The 17,614-nt window shown below is 36.5% G+C and carries 15 protein-coding genes; 4 read left to right on the plus strand and 11 right to left on the minus strand.

Annotated features, from left to right (window positions below; translation table 11 throughout):
• Positions 1 to 46: 46 nt before the first annotated feature.
• From FW778_RS04545 to kynU, 8 genes are all read right to left on the minus strand, one after another.
• Positions 47 to 658: a fumarylacetoacetate hydrolase family protein gene (locus FW778_RS04545; RefSeq protein WP_150413398.1), complete on the minus strand. Its 612-nt coding sequence runs from the start codon at positions 656 to 658 to the stop codon at positions 47 to 49.
• A gap of 77 nt (positions 659 to 735) precedes the next feature.
• Entirely contained in the window at positions 736 to 1,326 is a 591-nt protein-coding gene (gene pth / locus FW778_RS04550) for an aminoacyl-tRNA hydrolase (protein ID WP_150413399.1), read from the minus strand.
• Positions 1,327 to 1,557: 231 nt separating this feature from the next.
• Positions 1,558 to 4,035: a DNA translocase FtsK gene (locus tag FW778_RS04555; RefSeq protein ID WP_150413400.1), complete on the minus strand. Its 2,478-nt coding sequence runs from the start codon at positions 4,033 to 4,035 to the stop codon at positions 1,558 to 1,560.
• 74 nt (positions 4,036 to 4,109) lie between these two features.
• A complete protein-coding gene (locus FW778_RS04560; RefSeq protein WP_150413401.1) occupies positions 4,110 to 4,514 on the minus strand; it encodes a DUF423 domain-containing protein in 405 nt (134 codons plus the stop codon).
• Between the two features lie 38 nt (positions 4,515 to 4,552).
• The gene (locus FW778_RS04565; RefSeq protein WP_202552072.1) at positions 4,553 to 5,149 is read right to left on the minus strand and encodes a shikimate kinase; all 597 of its coding nucleotides are present in this window, start codon (positions 5,147 to 5,149) and stop codon (positions 4,553 to 4,555) included.
• 44 nt (positions 5,150 to 5,193) lie between these two features.
• Positions 5,194 to 6,372: an acyl-CoA dehydrogenase family protein gene (locus FW778_RS04570; RefSeq protein WP_150413403.1), complete on the minus strand. Its 1,179-nt coding sequence runs from the start codon at positions 6,370 to 6,372 to the stop codon at positions 5,194 to 5,196.
• Between the two features lie 61 nt (positions 6,373 to 6,433).
• Entirely contained in the window at positions 6,434 to 7,234 is an 801-nt protein-coding gene (gene pyrF / locus FW778_RS04575; protein WP_150413404.1) for an orotidine-5'-phosphate decarboxylase, read from the minus strand.
• A 98-nt stretch (positions 7,235 to 7,332) separates the two neighbouring features.
• A complete protein-coding gene (kynU, locus tag FW778_RS04580) occupies positions 7,333 to 8,661 on the minus strand; it encodes a kynureninase (protein WP_235906016.1) in 1,329 nt (442 codons plus the stop codon).
• Between the two features lie 58 nt (positions 8,662 to 8,719).
• On the opposite strand from kynU, the gene FW778_RS04585 reads away from it, so the two are divergent.
• Entirely contained in the window at positions 8,720 to 9,319 is a 600-nt protein-coding gene (locus tag FW778_RS04585) for an IMPACT family protein (protein WP_150413405.1), read from the plus strand.
• 3 nt (positions 9,320 to 9,322) lie between these two features.
• Here FW778_RS04585 and FW778_RS04590 read toward each other — a convergent pair whose 3' ends face one another.
• Entirely contained in the window at positions 9,323 to 10,213 is an 891-nt protein-coding gene (locus tag FW778_RS04590; protein WP_150413406.1) for a 3-hydroxyacyl-CoA dehydrogenase family protein, read from the minus strand.
• Between the two features lie 365 nt (positions 10,214 to 10,578).
• Between FW778_RS04590 and FW778_RS04595 the strand changes: the two genes are divergently transcribed.
• Positions 10,579 to 11,298 carry a ribonuclease H-like domain-containing protein gene (locus FW778_RS04595; RefSeq protein WP_150413407.1) on the plus strand — a complete coding sequence of 240 codons (720 nt, stop codon included), beginning with the start codon at positions 10,579 to 10,581 and terminating at the stop codon, positions 11,296 to 11,298.
• Between the two features lie 21 nt (positions 11,299 to 11,319).
• On the opposite strand, the gene FW778_RS04600 is transcribed toward FW778_RS04595, so the two are convergent.
• Both FW778_RS04600 and gcvP read right to left on the minus strand, forming a co-directional pair.
• Positions 11,320 to 12,600 (minus strand): flavin monoamine oxidase family protein, encoded by a 1,281-nt coding sequence (locus FW778_RS04600; protein WP_150413408.1) that lies wholly within the window; start codon positions 12,598 to 12,600, stop codon positions 11,320 to 11,322.
• 77 nt (positions 12,601 to 12,677) lie between these two features.
• On the minus strand, positions 12,678 to 15,548 hold the full coding sequence (gene gcvP / locus FW778_RS04605) for an aminomethyl-transferring glycine dehydrogenase (RefSeq protein ID WP_150413409.1): 2,871 nt from the start codon (positions 15,546 to 15,548) through the stop codon (positions 12,678 to 12,680).
• 141 nt (positions 15,549 to 15,689) lie between these two features.
• Here gcvP and FW778_RS04610 point away from each other — a divergent pair, with 141 nt between their 5' ends.
• The gene (locus FW778_RS04610; RefSeq protein WP_150413410.1) at positions 15,690 to 16,163 is read left to right on the plus strand and encodes a YkgJ family cysteine cluster protein; all 474 of its coding nucleotides are present in this window, start codon (positions 15,690 to 15,692) and stop codon (positions 16,161 to 16,163) included.
• 91 nt (positions 16,164 to 16,254) lie between these two features.
• Positions 16,255 to 17,511 carry a peptidase T gene (gene pepT / locus FW778_RS04615; RefSeq protein WP_235906017.1) on the plus strand — a complete coding sequence of 419 codons (1,257 nt, stop codon included), beginning with the start codon at positions 16,255 to 16,257 and terminating at the stop codon, positions 17,509 to 17,511.
• The last annotated feature ends 103 nt before the right edge of the window (positions 17,512 to 17,614 follow it).

The following is a 17,614-nucleotide window of genomic DNA, read 5'->3' on the forward strand; positions in this document are numbered from 1 at the left end:
CCAAGCCAATTGAATTAAAAAAGTGAAATAAAAGAATTGGAGAACGTTATTTTATTTCCAGCTTAAGAACTGAATTATTCTCAAGAAAGCCTTCCAAAATATCACCCACCATGCATTCGCCAACTCCAGCCGGTGTGCCGGTGAAAATAAGGTCGCCAATATTCAAAGAAAAATAATTGGAAATATTTGCAACAATAGCATCGATGGAAAATATCATATTTCCGGAATTTCCTTTTTGAACTACTTCTTTATTTTTAGAAAATGAGAAATTGATATTCTTTTTATTTATAGCGGGGGTTAAATCTGTGAAAGTTCCAACCGCGGCGGAATTATCAAATGATTTTGACTTCTCCCATGGCAGGCCTTTTTCTTTTAATTGCTTCTGAATATCACGGGCCGTAAAATCAATACCTACGCTGATAGCATTGTAGTAATTAGGAGCGTGTTTCTCCTGTATATATTTACCATTTTTACTAATCCGCACCACCAGTTCGCATTCATAATGTAGCTCATTAGTAAATTCAGGATAATAAAATGGAGTATGATTTTGAACTAGAGCACTTTTAGGCTTCATGAAAATTACGGGTTCGTCCGGTATTTCACTATCCATTTCCTTAGCGTGGTCTGCATAATTACGTCCTATACAAAAAATTTTCATGTTTAAGCAGCTTTTTTATTTGGGTGCCAGAAGTTAATTGGCGAAAATATACAAAACAAATTAAAAAAAGAACTTGCCTAACCGGCAGATTCAATATTAAATGTAATACTATTTATTGTGTTCATTGTACGATCAATTCCTATCGCGGCAAAATTTTCTATTACTTCTACACATTTTTCAATTTTTAGTCTTACCAGCGGGACTTCCTCCTGTAACCACCGGCTAAGAACAAACTCAACCTGCATCCCTTTCGGGAAGCTATTACCAATTCCAAAACGAAGCTTGGGATACACGTCTGTTCCTAAAACATTTTGAATATCGCGAAGGCCGTTATGACCCGCATCGCTCCCACTTTTGCGTAATCGCAGTTTATTTAAAGGGAGTGCCAGGTCATCCACGATAGTTAACGAATTTTCTACGTCAATATTTTCTTTATCCAGCCAATATTTTACGGCTTTACCACTTAAATTCATAAATGTTGTGGGTTTTATACAAACAAAAGTCTTTCCCTTCCATTTTATTTCCGATACTTCTGCAAGCCTGCCCATCTTAAAAAGCCCTTTATGCTTTAATACAAAAGCGTCTACCACATCAAATCCAATGTTGTGTCTTGTATGGGTATACTGGCTTCCTGTATTACCAAGCCCAACAATTAAATATTTTGACATTATAGCAACGAAGATAATCTTTTGACAAAAATGTAGAATCAATAGTAAAACAAAATTTACGGGTATTCGTAGACTTGCGGGAAGATCAATTTTCTGTTATTGACCACAAATACAGTGTTTACGTTAGAAGGTTTCCATATAATTTGTGCAGTTATTTTTTAAATAATCAAGTTAGTATAAAAAAATAATGCTTAGCCGAATAATTGCGTTTAAGCGAAATAGTTAGATAAGCTAGTCCCTGTTAAGATACTGCTGTAGTTCCGCATCTGTCTTAATAAGCACATCTCTCACTTTGCTGCCCTGGTTGGGGCCTACAACACCGGCGGCTTCCAACTGATCCATCAACCTTCCCGCACGATTATATCCTAATTTCATCCGGCGCTGCAATAAAGAAGTGCTCCCACTCTGGCTTTGAACTATTAGCCTTGCAGCGTCCTCAAACAGCGCGTCCCTGTCATTCACGTCAAATTCTTTATTTTCAAATTCCTTCTCGTCAACATATTCCGGCAACAAGAATGCCTGCGGATATCCCTGCTGATCACCTATAAAGTCAGTCACCTTATCAACCTCAGGCGTATCAACAAATGCGCATTGTAAGCGTGTAAGCTCGCCGTTATAACTTATCAGCATGTCTCCTTTACCTATTAATTGCTCAGCGCCGCCTATGTCAAGAATGGTGCGGCTATCGATTTTACTGCTAACCTTAAAGGCTATCCGCACAGGGAAGTTAGCTTTAATAGTTCCGGTTATAATATTAACAGAGGGGCGTTGTGTTGCAATGATCAAATGAATACCTACGGCCCTTGCAAGCTGTGCCAGGCGGGCGATCGGCATCTCCACTTCTTTACCGGCAGTCATTATAAGATCAGCAAATTCATCAATTACCAAAACTATAAACGGCAAATATTGATGGCCCTTTTCCGGATTCAATTTTCTTGCAACAAATTTCTCATTGTATTCACGAATGTTCCTGGTGCCGGCTTCCTTTAATAAATCATAACGGTTATCCATTTCAATACACAAAGCATTGAGGGTATGAATAACTTTTTTTGTATCGGTAATAATTGCATCTTCCTCGCCCGGTAACTTTGCAAGAAAATGCTTTTCAATACTCTTATAAATACTTAGTTCTACTTTTTTAGGATCAATTAAAACAAGCTTTAGTTGCGAAGGATGCTTTTTATACAAAAGAGAAACAAGAATTGCATTTAACCCAACTGATTTACCCTGGCCTGTTGCGCCTGCCATTAATAAATGCGGCATGGTTGTGAGGTCAACAATAAAATTTTCGTTATCAATTTTTTTACCAATGGCAATTGGCAATGAGAAATTATTGTTCTGAAATTTTTCTGAATTTAATAAGGTCCTCATGCTCACAACGGTCTTTTTCACATTGGGTACTTCTATACCAATTGTACCTTTGCCGGGTATGGGTGCAATAATACGAATGCCAAGAGCCGCAAGGCTTAGAGCGATATCATCTTCCAGGTTTTTTATACGTGAAATACGAACGCCCGGGGCCGGAACAATTTCGTACAAGGTAACGGTAGGCCCAACAGTTGCATAAATTTTTTGTATTTCTATATCATAATTTTTCAGCGTATTGATGATCTGGTTCTTATTGGTTTCAAGTTCAGTTACATCTTGTATTATCTTTTCGCTTCCATGTGTCTCTAACAAATCAACCGTGGGAAATTTATAATTTCTCAGGTCAAGGATTGGATCATAAGGCTGTTGTTGTATTTTTGGCTTCGAAATTATATCCGGCTCTTTTTCAATTTCAGCGGGGAATGATTTTACTTCCAGTTGTAATCCACTTTCAGGAGAACTGTTTAAAGTCGGCGCTTTGCTTTTTTCTTCTCTAACTTCCGGAACAAAAAATTCCTTACGGACATCTTCTTTTATAATTGGCGCATCATCATTTTTTTCGATAATCTGGAGGTCATGATTTATTCCGTTATCATTTTTTATTGGAATATTCATTAACGGAACAAAATGATCATTTGAAGTTTTCAACGAGGCGTCTCCAAATGTATCAGCCGGCGCCAGGATTTTATCATCCGATTCACTTCTTCCGGCAATTAACTTTTTATTGATAAAATCAAATGATGGATTAAATCGCCAAATAGTATAACTCATCACCGCCACTAACAATAATGCCGCTGTACCTACTTTTCCAATCATTTGCTGCAACCATTGATTTTCCATATCGCCTACTGCACCGCCCCATGGAAACGGGTGGCCTTTAAACAAAAATGAAGCTGTAACGCTTATTACCAAAAGTCCTACGACTACATATCGAATGTTGCGGCTGACAGAAAATATTTTTTTCGGTGCAAATAAATTTACACCCACAATAAAAAAGAAGGTGCAAAATAAATAGGATGCTATGCCAAAACCTGACCTAAAAAAAAGATCGGAAAAATAAGCCCCTGCGGTACCCAATAAATTTGCCATGGACTCTGCATGGCTTGGCAACAAAATTTTTGCGCCTTTAAAAACTTTAGATTGATCTTCCTGCCATGTAAACAAGTAAGAAGTAAAAGAAAGGAAAAGTAATATTGATATTAATATAAGAATTGTACCGGCGATCTTATGTGACCGCTCATCTTTCAGCAACTTTTTTACCTCAACTTTCGCCTCAATATCAGCGGCCATTTTTTTAGGATCAGCCGCCTTACTTTTTTTTGTTTTTTTACTATTAGCCATTTGCTCACAAAGATAGATAAATGGTTAAATGGTTGAATTCTTTTAATTGTTGAATTGCTTTAAATTCAAAGCTTTTATTGTAAAGTGGATTTCGGTTTTTTTGCTATTCCAAAAAATAAACAAAGCCAGCCGGCAATAAAACACAGTCCGCCAAAGGGGGTTATAGCACCTACCCAATCGTAACCGGGTAACACCGCAGCTTTAATAAAAGTGAGCGCATATAATGAAGCAGAGAATAAAATAATTCCGGCAATGAATAATTTACCAGACCATTTAATAAATTTATTCGGAAACTCTTTATACAAAATACCACTTGTTAATAATGCAAATACATGATAAAACTGGTAGCGGACACCGGTTTCAAAAATACTTACTGCGTAATCCGAAACATGTTGTTTTAAGGAATGAGCAGCAAATGCGCCAAGCGCTACGGAAAGCGCACCAATAATTGTTGCAGTTTTTAAATAACCCCTATGCATTATTATAAAGAATTAAAAATTTAAACAAACCAGTTGCATTATTTTGTTGGCGTAAGAAAAAGTGAAAGTGAATTTTCGTTGAGTTCATCAACATTAAGAATGACATCGGCCTGTGAATAATAAGGTTCTCGTTCTTCTAATTTTTTCTGAATAAAAAACAGCAATTCAGATGGATTTACTTTTTTAATGACAGGTCTTTTCTCTGTTTCGTGCATTACCTGTTGCAAAAGTAACTCAGGTTCTGCCTTTAAATAAAAAACTTTGCCCTGCGATTTCATCCAATCCATATTATCAGAAAAACATGGAGTTCCTCCGCCACATGCCAGTAAAAAATTCTTTTTGCTTTCAAATTTCCGGAGATGATACCTTTCTAATTCCCTGAATTTTTCTTCGCCTTTCTTTTCAAAAATTTCGGTAATACTCATTTTGAAAGCCTTTTTTATTCGTCCATCCAGATCATAAAAGGTTAATGATTCGTTTTTTGCCCATATCTTTCCCCAGTGTGTTTTACCGCTGCCCATAAAACCTATGAGGAAAATTTTGACAGGAAGAGCAATCACCTTCTTACTTTTTTTTTCAGGTATTTGTTCGCCTCCTTTAACAGGTTTTACATCTGGCGTTTCATCGCGTTTCATTAGAGTTTTTGATTTTAAAAACAATTTGTCCATAGAAGCCAATATCATTTAAATGCGTTCAATCCGGTAATATCCATACCTGTTATCAGCAGGTGCACATCATGAGTACCTTCATAAGTGATAACACTTTCAATATTCATCATGTGGCGCATAATAGAATATTCGCCGGTAATACCCATGCCACCCAGCATTTGCCTTGCCTCACGGGCAATGTTAGACGCAATTTCACATGCGTTTCTTTTTGCCATGCTTACCTGCGGCGGGGTCGCTTTGTCTTCACTCATCAATACACCCAATCGCCAATTCATCAATTGCGCCTTGGTAATTTCAGTTATCATCTCCGCTAGTTTCTTTTGCTGTAACTGGAAACCGCCAATTGGTCTATCAAACTGAATCCTTTCTTTAGAATAACCCAATGCGGTATCATAACAATCCATTGCTGCACCAACTGTTCCCCATGCAATTCCATACCTGGCTTTGGTTAAGCAACTCAACGGGCCCTTCAATCCTTTTATATTTGGTAAAATATTTTCTTTTGGAACTTTTACATTATCAAAAACAAGTTCGCCTGTAGCGCTTGCACGCAGGCTCCATTTACCATGAGTTGTTGGTGTAGTAAAGCCTTCCATTCCACGCTCTACAATTAATCCGCGAATTTCCCCCGCTTCATCTTTCGCCCACACAACTGCAACCTGGGCAAATGGCGCATTACTGATCCACATTTTACTTCCATTCAAAATAACATGGTCACCAACCTCTTTAAAATTACTCAACATACCGCCGGGATCACTTCCATGATCGGGCTCCGTAAGACCGAAGCAGCCGAGCCATTCTCCGCTTGCAAGCTTTGGCAAATATTTCTTCCTTTGCTCTTCACTGCCATACGCATAAATAGGAAACATTACTAACGACCCTTGCACACTCGCAGTTGATCTTATACCGCTATCGCCTCTTTCGAGTTCCTGCATCATCAATCCATAAGAAATATAATCCAGCCCGCCACCGCCATATTCTACCGGTATTGTTGGGCCAAAGCATCCAAGATCGCCCATTTGTTTTACCACGTGCTGTGGAAATTCTGCCCGTTGGGCAAAATCTTCAATGATGGGCGAGATTTCTTTTTTTACATAACTTCTTACAGATTCCCGGATTAACTTATGTTCATCAGTGAGCAATTCATCAACATTAAAATAGTCTGGTGATTGAAATAGATCCTGTGCCATTTAATTAATAAGTTAACTGATTAATCCGTGTATTCACGGTTTTAAATTCGTATAATTAAAATCAAAGGTAATTCATCATTTCTGTTTGATATTGCTGCGCTATAATCCTGGCTTCTTCTGCAAAATTTTCTCCTGTACCGGCATAAATAATTGCCCGGGATGCATTCACCAATAACCCGCAATCTTTATTCATTCCATATTTTGAAACGTCCTCAAGACTTCCACCCTGGGCGCCGACGCCAGGTATTAATAAAAAATTACCAGGAATAATTTTTCTTATTGATTCAAGCTCTGTCGCCTTTGTAGCACCCACAACAAACATGAGATTTTCTTTTGTTCCCCATCCGCTTACTTTTTTCAAAACTGTTTCATATAAAAAATTATCTCCTGTTTTCAACTGCTGAAAATCTTCACTTCCTTTATTGCTGGTAAGCCCTAAAACTATGGTGAATTTATTCTCATATTCAAGAAAAGGTTGAACGCTGTCGAAGCCCATGTAAGGTGCAACTGTTATCGCATCAAAATTTAAGACATCAAAAAAAGCCTTGGCATATTGAGAAGAAGTGTTGCCAATATCTCCCCGTTTGGCATCCGCAATTCGAAAATGTGTTGAAGGAATATAATTTACTGTTTTCTCCATCGCTTCCCATCCTTTTATTCCGTTAGATTCATAAAAGGCCGTATTGATTTTATAAGCTACGCATAAATCTTTAGTCGCATCAATAATTTGCTTGTTAAACTCAAAAACCGCAGCTGGATTAGATTGAAGGTGTTTAGGAATTTTTTCGATACTTGTATCAAGCCCTACACACAAATATGATTTTTTTTGTTTAATCTGCTCAATCAAAAATTGTAAAGTCATTTTATAATTTTATTCTGATCATCTTTTTTCATTTCAAATGTTATTTCATTTGTTCGGCATCCATTAATGCAATGTACAAGATGCGCTGTAAAATAATATTACACAATAATGCTTTTTATTATTTCACCGAACCGATAAATATCTTCAAAAGTATTATAGAGAGGAACCGGTGCCAGCCGAATTACATTGGGCTCCCGCCAGTCAACAATTACACTGTTATTTTTAAGCAATTCAAAAATTTCTTTCCCCTTTTCCAGCATGAACATCGACACCTGGCAACCATGTTCATTTTCATTTCGGGGAGTAATTATTTCAATCACCTTTTTCTCGGAGGAGGCATTTATATCATCCAAAATAAAAAAAAGGTAAGCGCCTAATTTTTTCATTTTTGCAATAATATTTTTGTAGCCGGCCTCGTCAAAAATATCCAGCGAAGCCTTATGGCAGCTCATATTAAGTATCGGTGAATTACTCACCATCCATCCCTCAGCAGTCGGGATAGCATCAAATTCCTTTTCCATTTTAAACCTGGTTTGTTTATTGGTTCCCCACCAGCCCCGGAGCCGGACTAAAGATTTATCCGCAATATGACGTTGATGGATAAACGCACCTGCAACAGCGCCCGGCCCGGAGTTTAAATATTTATAAGAACACCAGCATGCAAAATCTACATTCCAATCATGCAGTTTTAATTCAATATTTCCCACCGCATGTGCGAGGTCAAACCCGCAGAAAGCGCCTGCACCACGAGCAGCGGCAGTTATAGCGTTCATATCAAACACCTGGCCTGTGTAATAATTAACGCCACCAATTATAACAATGGCAACTTCATTGCCATGTTCTTTAATTGTTGCAATTATATCTTCGTTTCTTATGGATTGCTCGCCATCGCGAGGCGTCACTTCAATAATAACTTTCTCGGGATCCAAACCTGCTATAAGCGCTTGTGATTGCAATGCATATTGATCGGAAGGAAATGCTTTTGCTTCACAAATAATTTTATACCGATCTTTTGTTGGCCTGTAAAATGTTATTAATAACAAATGCAAATTGATAGTGAGCTGGTTCATAACAACAATCTCTTCTTCCAACGCTCCTAATATCGGGGCAAGTTTGGGAGGAAACATTTCATGATATTTAGTCCATGGATTTCTCCCGTGAAAATGGCCTTCCACGCCATAATTTGCCCAATCTTCCAAATCGTCTAAAATATAATCCTGGGCTGTTTTTGGCTGCAAGCCTAGCGAGTTGCCGGTAAAGTAAATACTCTCTTTCCCGCTAATAAAAGGGATATAAAATTTCTCTCTAAACCTGTTTAACGGATCTTCTTTATCCAGCTGCTGCGCAAATGCCAAAGTATTTTCAAACATATTTTTATCAATATTGAATAAAGATAATGAATCAAAAAAAAAAGGATAAGTATGCATTTATTTTTCAGTATTTAAAGAAATAAGTTAGCTTCCGCTTTTCCAATTAAATTTTCAAATGGATTTCTATTTTACAATAAACAAAGAAGGTTTTGCTGAATATAAGGATAGGGGAAGTAAGTTCCTGGCGTTTGCTTATCCAATAAAAAATAAAGACGAGTTTAAAACACATTTGCAGGCGCTGAAAAAAGAACACCCAAAAGCTGTGCATCATTGCTTCGCTTACAGGATAGGTTACGATGGAAATAATTTTAGAGTTAGCGATGATAGAGAACCGTCAGGCACTGCAGGCAAACAAATTTTATCACAGTTAGATTCAAAAAATCTTTGTAACATTTTGGTGATAGTTGTTCGGTATTTTGGAGGAACATTACTTGGAGTACCGGGACTCATTAACGCATACAAAACTGTGACATCGCTGGTTTTGCAATGCACAGAAGTTGTAAAAAAATCAATTGAGGTTAATTATAATTTACAATTTAATTATACTGAAATGAATGAGGTAATGCGAATTTTAAAACAATATAATTGCACGGTTTATAAAAATGAAAACCAATTATTTTGCAAAATAGAAGCAGGAATTCCGAAAGATAGATTAACTGAAACACTATATGCACTGGAAAATATTCTGCATATAGAAATTCAAAAAATTGAATAATTTTTATTTAAATCTTTCACTAACCACCAAATCTTTGCTTCCTTTAGTGTACTTGTAAAATCCTTCGCCGCTTTTAATTCCCAAATAATTTGCGTTTACCATATTCGCTAGTAAAGGGCATGGAGCATATTTTGGATTTCCGAAACCTTTATAAAGAACTTCTAAAATTGAGTGACAAACATCAAGGCCAATAAAGTCTGCAAGCTGCAAAGGCCCCATTGGGTGCGCCATTCCAAGTTTAATTACTGTATCAATTTCTTCAACGCCGGCAACGCCTTCATACAAACTATAAATTGCCTCATTAATCATTGGCATTAAAATTCTGTTTGCAATAAACCCAGGGTAATCATTAACCTCACAGGGAATCTTCCCCAATTGTTTACTTAGTTCTATAATTTCTTTTGTAACGTTTTTACCTGTGCTATACCCATTTATAATTTCTATCAATTTCATAACGGGAACGGGATTCATAAAATGCATACCAATTACTCGTTCGGGGCGTTTCGTAACAGACGCAATTTTTGTAATTGAAATGGAAGAAGTATTAGTTGCAAGAATGCAATTTGAAGTTGCTGCTTCATCAAGTTGCTTAAAAATTTTTAATTTCAAGTCAATATTTTCAGTTGCAGCTTCTATTACCAAATCTGCATCCTGAACGCCTGCTGTAAGAGAAGTGAATATTGTAATGTTTTTTAACGTATGCTGCTTTTGTTCTTGTGATAAAGAACCTTTTGAAATTTGCCTATTGCAATTTTCATCAATCAATTCAAGCGCTTTGTCAAGTTGTTGTTGGGATACGTCTATAAGATTTACATTAAAATTATTTTGTGCAAATACATGAGTGATCCCATTCCCCATAGTGCCTGCCCCTATTATGGCAACCGATTTAATCATATAGAAATTTTTTGAAATTGGCGCTGTAAATGTACTTTAAAAAAATCTTGACAATTGTCCCTTCATATATTCATTAATATCAGATGAATTTTCATAACAATTAAAAACCAGATTTTTTAACTTATTAGAGCCATTGGTCTGCAGTTGACGGATTGTGGTTACAAATTCCTTTTATAAATCTAGGTGCCCGTTATGAAATGGGTTTAACTAATCTGAATGATATAGATAATCAACAAAAATGGAAAAGCCAGGCCTTTACCATATTTGCAGGATTTACATTTTAGCTCCATATATATCTGTTTTTATTTTGCCCGTTTTATCCACGGGCTTTTTTTGTATATTCAGGACGATTTAATTTATTTTTTATGCAACAGATTGCTATTGAAAATTTATTTCTAATAGATATTGAAACAGTTTCAGGCGTTCAACACTTTCATTTATTAGATGATGAATGGAAAGAATTATGGACTGAAAAAATTTTCAGAAGTCTTCCGCCTGAAACAACTGCAGAGGAATATTACCCAAAGCGTGCAGCCATACTCGCAGAATTTGCAAAAGTTGTTTGCATTAGTACAGGATATTTTAAAAAAGAAAATAATGAATTGCAATTGAGGTTAAAATCTTTTTATTCAGAAAATGAAAAAGAAGTTTTGGGAAGCTTTACCAAAATGCTGGAGCAATTACATTCCAAAAATTCAAAATGGATTTTTACGGGGCACAACATTAAAGAATTTGATATTCCCTTCTTATGTAGGAGAATGTTGGTGAACAACATAACAATACCTTCGTACATTGACTTTCAAAATATGAAGCCGTGGGATACGCCTGTGCTTGATACGCTGCATTTGTGGCGCTTTGGAGATTATAAACATTATACTTCTTTGAAATTGCTTGCAGCTACTCTTGGAGTTCCTTCACCAAAAGATGATATTGACGGAAGCAAAGTGGGTGAAGTTTTTTGGGAAGAAAAAAATTTGGAACGTATTGCAGTTTATTGCCAGAAAGATGTTGCTACGGTTGCTAATGTGTTGCTCAGGTTTAAAAATTTATCGCTGCTAACAGAACAACAAATAATTTTTTGTTAAGAGAAATACTATAAGAGTTCTTTATTTCAAATTAATTATTTTTTCTGCTGATAGTATTCCGCTTTGTAAAGCATCATCTACAGTTGACGAAGAATTCTTTATAAGAAATTCACCTGCAAAATAGAATTTATCCTCAAAAGGAGTTAATAAAATATCACGCGTCCTTTCAGTTTGTAAAGTTGAATAAGAATACCCACCTAAAATATGGGGCTCTTTAATCCAATTCATTATTTTAATTTTTTTTAAACGGCCTTCCAGTTCCATAATGGGTATTGAAAAAATTGATGATAAAGAAGTTAATAGAAGGTTTGTAAATTTTCTTTCTGAATAGTTTTTCATTCTTATCGAGGCTGGTCCTGCAATCCAACCCGTAAGTAACGGCTTTTGGTGCGGATATTGCGTCCACCAGGTTGGAATAACTGCATCACTAAAAATGTAAGATGGCGGAGGTATTTTGCGTTCTCTTAAAAACTTTTCTTCCAACCAAAATGCCTTATCAAATTCTAATAAAAATTTAATAACGCCACCATTTCCAATTTTCTTTGCAGCAGCTATATATTTTTTTATGGAAGAAGGAAATTCAATAAAGCTTTTGTTATTTTTTTTGCTTTGCAATACGCCTAACGGAACAGTAATAATTATTTGTTTACACAAATATTTTCCTGCGGATGTAATTACTTCAACATTTTTATTGTTCTTTATTTCTTTAACTGGTTCGCCTGTTTTAATTATTCCATTACATTTTAAACAGGTTTCTTTCAAAAAATTAATTAATGCATAATAACCAGGCACAGGCCTGTATTGGCTTTCATCCTCGTCTTCCATTTCATCTCTTACGGCAAGAACATTTGCATACTTTGGATCGGCTGCATCATAGCCTTCAATATATTTTCGGAATTGTCTTTTAACTGTATCGTACTTTTTTGCTTTGAGAAATTTGTTCAAAAAACTGTCAACACTTATATCTTGTTTACATTCTTTCAGTTTTTTCACTAACAAATCCCAATTTTCGATAGGTTCATCTTCTGTGTTCCATTTGCCGTTAGTTACGCGGCAAAAATTTCCTTTAATCTTTTCCTTTTTTAAACCAGCTTCTTTTAAAAGGGAAACGGTTGTTTTTAAATTTCCATGAATAAATTCTGCGCCACCTTCAACGGGGAAAGAAAAATTTTTAATGCAATGTATTCGACCACCCAGCTTTTCCTTGGCTTCAAGCAATAAAATCTTTTTACCGCTCTCGCTCAAAAGCTTTGCAGCCACTAATCCTGCTGCACCACCACCGATTATTATTACATCATACATAAAAGCAATTGAGAGTAAAACAGCAATTAAAAAAAAAGTCCCATGCCTGGAACTTTTTAAAAATTATAGCTTGTGAATTAAACTGCAGTTTCTACATAACTTTCCACAGGCTCGCAGGTACAAATTAAATTTCTATCGCCATAAGTATTATTTACCCTGCTTACGCTTGGCCAAAATTTATTTTGTTTTAAATATTCGATTGGAAAAGCAGCCTTGCTACGGCTATACGAATGTTTCCATTCATCTGCAGTGATAACAGCCAAGGTGTGTGGCGCATTTTTTAAAACATTATCTTTCTTATCTCCATGGCCATTTTCAATTTCTTTTATCTCTTCATAAATGTTAATCAATGCATCACAAAACCTGTCCAGTTCTGCCTTACTTTCACTTTCAGTTGGTTCAATCATTATGGTTCCTGCAACAGGAAAACTTAATGTAGGTGCGTGAAACCCATAATCCATAAGCCTTTTAGCTACATCTTCCGCTTCAATACCAACCGAATTTTTGAAAGGACGTAAATCGACTATAAATTCATGTGCACAGGTTCCACCTTTTCCAGTATATAAAATCTTGTAATATTTTTTCAATCTTGCCTTCATATAATTGGCATTCAGAATGGCATATTCTGTTGCTTTACGAAGGCCTGTTTGTCCAAGCAATTTTATATAGGCATAACTGATTAATAAAATACTTGCTGAACCATAACGTGCTGCACTTACTGAACCGGCTCCATTATTTTTTCCCGGTAAGAATGGAGCAAGCTTTTTATTTACACAAATCGGGCCCATGCCCGGGCCGCCGCCGCCATGGGGTATTGCAAAAGTCTTATGAAGATTAAGATGGCAAACATCGGCACCAATATTTCCTGGTGATGTTAGGCCAACCTGCGCATTCATGTTAGCGCCATCCATATACACGAGTCCACCGTTATCATGAATTAATTTGCATATTTCCTTTATCGTTTCTTCAAACACACCATGAGTTGAGGGATAAGTAACCATTAAACCTGCAAGCGAATCTTTATATTTTTCAGCCTGGATTTTTAAATCATCCATATCAATATTTCCTTCGTCGTCACATTTTGTAACTACCACTTTGCAACCGGCCATTACTGCTGATGCAGGATTGGTTCCATGTGCAGAAATGGGAATTAATATCACACTGCGATGAAGATCATTCCTGCTTTCGTGATAACTTTTTATGGTAAGCAATCCGGCAAACTCTCCCTGTGCGCCACTATTAGGCTGAAGGCTGCACGCCGCAAACCCCGTTATGGTACTTAACAATTTTTCAAGTTCGCTTGTAATGTAGGCGTAACCGTTAGTTTGGTTTTCCGGAGCAAAAGGATGTATTTTGCCAAACTCCGGCCAGCTCACAGGAATTAATTCGGTGGCCGCATTTAGCTTCATAGTGCAGGAACCTAAAGCAATCATGGAATGTGTAAGAGACAAATCTTTATTCTCCAGCATTTTTAAGTACCGCATCATTTCAGTTTCACTATGGTACGTGTTAAAAACGGGATGCAATAAAAACTCTGAAGTTCTTGTAAGCGAAGTTGGGATGTTATCTAAAGCACTTTCATTATCAAAGGTTGCCTGGGAAGTATCATTCCCTATTGATGAGGTAAAAACATTAATAATGTCCAGCACATCATTCCTGGTAGTAGTTTCATCAAGTGAAATTGTAACAAGGCCTTCAGCCGGATAATGAAAATTCATTTGATGTTTTTGAGAAATATCTTTTATTTTTTCAACATCATTGATTTTGAAAGTAATCGTATCAAAATAATTTTCATTTTTCAATTCAAAACCTTCATCCTGCAGTTCAGTCGCAAGTGTTTTCGTAAGCAGCGAAATTCGCTTAGCGATGTCCGTTAGTCCTTCAGCGCCATGATATACCGCATACATCGCAGCCATATTAGCCAGCAATGCCTGTGCAGTACAAATATTGGAAGTTGCTTTTTCGCGGCGTATATGCTGTTCCCTTGTTTGTAAAGCCATACGCAGGCAACGGTTACCCTGTGCGTCTACACTTACACCAATAATTCTGCCCGGAATATTTCTTTTAAATTCATCTTTGGTTGCAAAAAATGCAGCATGAGGACCGCCAAAACCCATCGGCACACCAAATCTTTGAGAAGATCCTATGGCTACATCCGCGCCCAGTTCTCCCGGGGGTGTTAATAAAGTAAGAGCCATTAAATCGGTGGCCATTATTACCTGTGCATTTATTGCATGTACCTTCTCAATAAAATTCCTGTAATCTTCAATACTTCCATCACTATTTGGATATTGAACTATCGCACCAAAAAAAGATTCATCCAAATCAGTTGTACTATAATCTCCAAAAACTATCTCAATGCTAATTGGTTTCGCCCTTGTAATTAATACTTCTTTAGTCTGGGTAAATATTTTTTCATCAATAAAAAATTTTGGGGCAGTCACATGGTCGTGGTCTTTATTTTTATGATTGAAAAGCATAGCCATTGCTTCAGCAGCCGCTGTTCCTTCATCAAGCAAACTGGCATTGGCTATAGGCAACGACGTGAGATCGCTTATTAAAGTCTGAAAATTTAACAGACTTTCCAGTCTGCCTTGTGCAATTTCCGCCTGGTAAGGTGTGTACTGGGTGTACCACCCGGGATTTTCAAAAAGATTTCTCAGAATAACATTCGGCACAATTGTATCGTAATATCCCTGGCCTATGTAAGACTTATAAACTTTGTTTTGCCTGGCGATTTGTTTTAAATCATTAAGGTATTCAAACTCACTTACAGAATGCGGCACTTTTAATTCCTCCTGCAATCTTATGCCGGTAGGAATTGTTTTATCTATTAGTTCTTCAATTGAATTAACTCCGATTTGATGCAACATCGCGGTTGTTTCAGCATCATTTGGCCCAATGTGACGGGCTGTGAATTCTGCAGATTGCCTTTCGAAAAGATTCATATTTTCTTTTATTTTTCATTGAAATGTTTCCTCAAACACATCTCTTTTTTATGTGTATAAAATGAAGGCGCAAAGTTACGTTGCAAAAGGGAGAAAAATGGTATTGAAATAATAAGGGATGTGGAATTGTATATTTACAAAATGAAAGACGATTTATTGCATAATTGGGAAAAGAAATCGGCTCAAAATCAAAAAAAATATAAAGATTTTTTAAAAAGAGTGGATAAAAATAAAGCGCTTAAAGTATTGCCAGCACTACATGACGAAGCTTTTGAAAAAATCGATTGCCTGCAATGTGCTAATTGCTGTAGAAATTATTCTCCCCGGTTTAAAACCCCGGACATAAAAAGAATTGCAAAGCATTTAAAAATGAAAGAAGGTGATTTTATAGAGACTTATTTATACCTCGACCAGGACGGCGATTATGTAACAAAAAAATCTCCGTGCCCTTTTCTTGGACAGGATAATTATTGTACCATTTATGAAAACCGCCCATCTGATTGCCATCGTTTTCCTTATACTGATGAAGATGTATTGTTGAAACGACCTGCAATTACTTTAAAGAATTCCACTTTTTGCCCGATTGTATATTATGTGTTGGAGAAATTAATCTGAACCCGGAATTTTAGAATTGAATGAAATTTATAAGACCGTTTCTTTGTTCCTTTGCGATAACAAATTACGAATCAAATTTTAAGAAATAAAAATGATGGAAATAGAAATTAATAAAAATGAAATTGCAGAACGCTTTATGCGGTATGTACAAATTGATACACAAAGCGATCCGCAAAGCAACAGCCATCCCTCAACAGAAAAACAAAAAGACTTAAGCATTTTATTGGTAAAAGAATTAATTGAATTAGGAATTACAGATGCTTCAATGGATGAATATGGATATGTGTATGCGACTATTCCTGCTAATTCAGATAAGGAAAATATTCCGGTTATTTGTTTTTGCAGTCATGTGGATACGGCACCCGATTGCAGTGGAACTGGCGTAAAACCGATTCTGCATAGAAATTATAACGGCGAAGAAATTATTTTACCGGATGATACATCACAGGTATTATCTGCGGTTACGCATCCTTATTTATACAAGCATATAAACGAAGATATTATTACAGCGAGTGGAAAAACATTATTAGGTGCCGACGATAAAAGTGGCGTTGCTGCTATAATACAGGCTGCAGATTTTATTATGCAAAATCCTTCCATAAAACACGGAACTATAAAAATTTTATTTACTCCTGATGAAGAGGTAGGTAAAGGAACTTCTAAACTTGACATGGAAAAATTAGGAGCCGATTTTGGTTACACACTTGACGGCGGAGAAGCAGGAAGCCTCGAAGATGAAACCTTTAGCGCAGATGGCGCAACAATAATTATTAATGGAGTTATTGCACATCCGGGTTATGCAAAAAATAAGCTGGTGAATGCAATAAAAGTAGCCGGTGAAATTTTACATGCATTGCCAACCACTGAATGGGCACCTGAAGCAACGGAAAAAAAGGAAGGCTTTGTTCATCCGGTACGCATGGAAGGTAATGCTGAAAAAGCAACGATCGAATTTATTGTAAGAGACTTTGATAATGACGCTTTAATAAAACACGAAGAGAGATTAAAGAGTATTGCGGAAGAAGTTGTAAGCCATTACCGGGGAGCTTCCATAGATTTTGTAATTACCGAACAGTACCGGAACATGAAACTAGTGCTTGATGAAAACCCGCAGGTAGCTGCATATGCCGCAGAAGCTATAACCCGTGCAGGACTTGATGTCAAAACTGAAAACATACGTGGGGGAACTGATGGCAGCCGGCTTAGTTTTATGGGATTACCTTGCCCAAATATTTTTACCGGCATGCAATGTATTCATTCGAAAGTTGAATGGATTGGTGTAAGGGACATGGCAAAAGCAGCGGAAACCATTGTACATTTATGTATGATTTGGGAAGAAAAAAATTGATGCCCAACCTTTACAATTAGAGGATAGGCATGTACGTTATTGGATATGGTATTAAATTTTTATATAGCTTTTTAACATTTAAGTTAAAGTTTATATTACAAAT

Source organism: Ginsengibacter hankyongi (assembly GCF_008710285.1).
GTDB classification, from domain to species: domain Bacteria; phylum Bacteroidota; class Bacteroidia; order Chitinophagales; family Chitinophagaceae; genus Ginsengibacter; species Ginsengibacter hankyongi.